General features: G+C 63.0%; 2 pseudogenes. Both read left to right on the plus strand.

The features are described from left to right. Window positions 1-112 (plus strand): annotated as a pseudogene (locus MKK69_RS23965) (IS630 family transposase); the annotation flags it as partial. A 3-nt stretch (window positions 113-115) separates the two neighbouring features. Beyond that, window positions 116-1,033, plus strand: a pseudogene (locus tag MKK69_RS23970) (IS3 family transposase); the annotation flags it as partial. Between the last annotated feature and the right edge of the window lie 174 nt (window positions 1,034-1,207).

Below are 1,207 nucleotides of genomic sequence, written 5' to 3' on the forward strand. Positions count from 1 at the left end.
GCCCGACCTCTGGGCAACCATCCGCGAAGCCTTCACCGGCTTTACCTCAGACGAGTGCCGCAACTGCCTCACAGCTGCCGGTTACGAAAATGACTTGGCCGTCGCTACATAGGCGGGAACAGCTCTAAGCCCCGCGCGCCGACGCGCCTGTGTCGAGCACATCATGCTGAGGATGAACGTCTCCGAGCGTCGCGCCTGCCGGGCGCTCGGTCAGCATCGCTCGACACAGCGCAAGGTGCCGCGGGGGCGCGACGACGAAGAAGCGTTGACGGCTGATCTCATCGCTCTGGCGGAGCGGTACGGTCGCTACGGCTACCGGAAGATCAGCGCCTTGCTGAAGGCGGCCGGGTGGTTCGTCAACGACAAGCGCGTCGAACGGATCTGGCGGCGTGAGGGCCTGAAGGTCCCGGCCAAGCAGCCCAAGCGGGGGCGGATCTGGGACAACGACGGGTCTTGCATCCGTCTTCGCCCAGAATACCGCAATCACGTGTGGTCGTATGACTTCGTCGAGGCGCGCACGCATGATGGACGTAAGTTCCGGATGCTCAACGTCGTCGACGAGTTCACACATGAATGCTTGGCGATCCGGGTCGCCCGCAAGCTCAAGGCGGTCGACGTGATCGACGTGCTCTCGGACCTGTTCATCCTGCGTAGCGTACCGGGCCATATCCGTTCGGATAACGGGCCGGAGTTCGTCGCGAAGGCTGTCCAAGCTTGGATCACCGGCGTCGGAGCCAAGACAGCTTACATCACTCCAGGCTCACCGTGGGAGAATGGCTACGTTGAAAGCTTCAACGCGCGGCTTCGCGACGAACTGCTCAACGGCGAGATCTTCTACACACTCAGGGAGGCGCAGATCGTGATCGAAAGCTGGAGACGTCACTACAACACCGTACGCCCGCACGCCTCACTGGGATACCGGCCGCCGGCACCAGAGGTGTTCATGCCAGCCTTCACCGCTTGGCCGGCTGCGCTCGCCCGACCAGCTCCGCCGGCCAAGCTAACCGTGGTGGAGCGGCCTACCGCGCACTAACTTCACCCTTGGACCACCCTGTGGGGGCCGATCAGGAGGATGTCGGCGCAGATCGCGTTCGAGGTGATGCGGTGATGGCCCGGATGTTCGGGCTGTCAGATGCCGAAGTCACCGAAGGTATCTCGCGCGCACATCTCATGTCGCTCTTCCATCCAGAAGACGTCGATCAGGACC

The sequence above is a fragment of the Methylobacterium sp. J-026 genome (assembly GCF_022829585.1).
Taxonomy (GTDB): Bacteria; Pseudomonadota; Alphaproteobacteria; order Rhizobiales; family Beijerinckiaceae; genus Methylobacterium.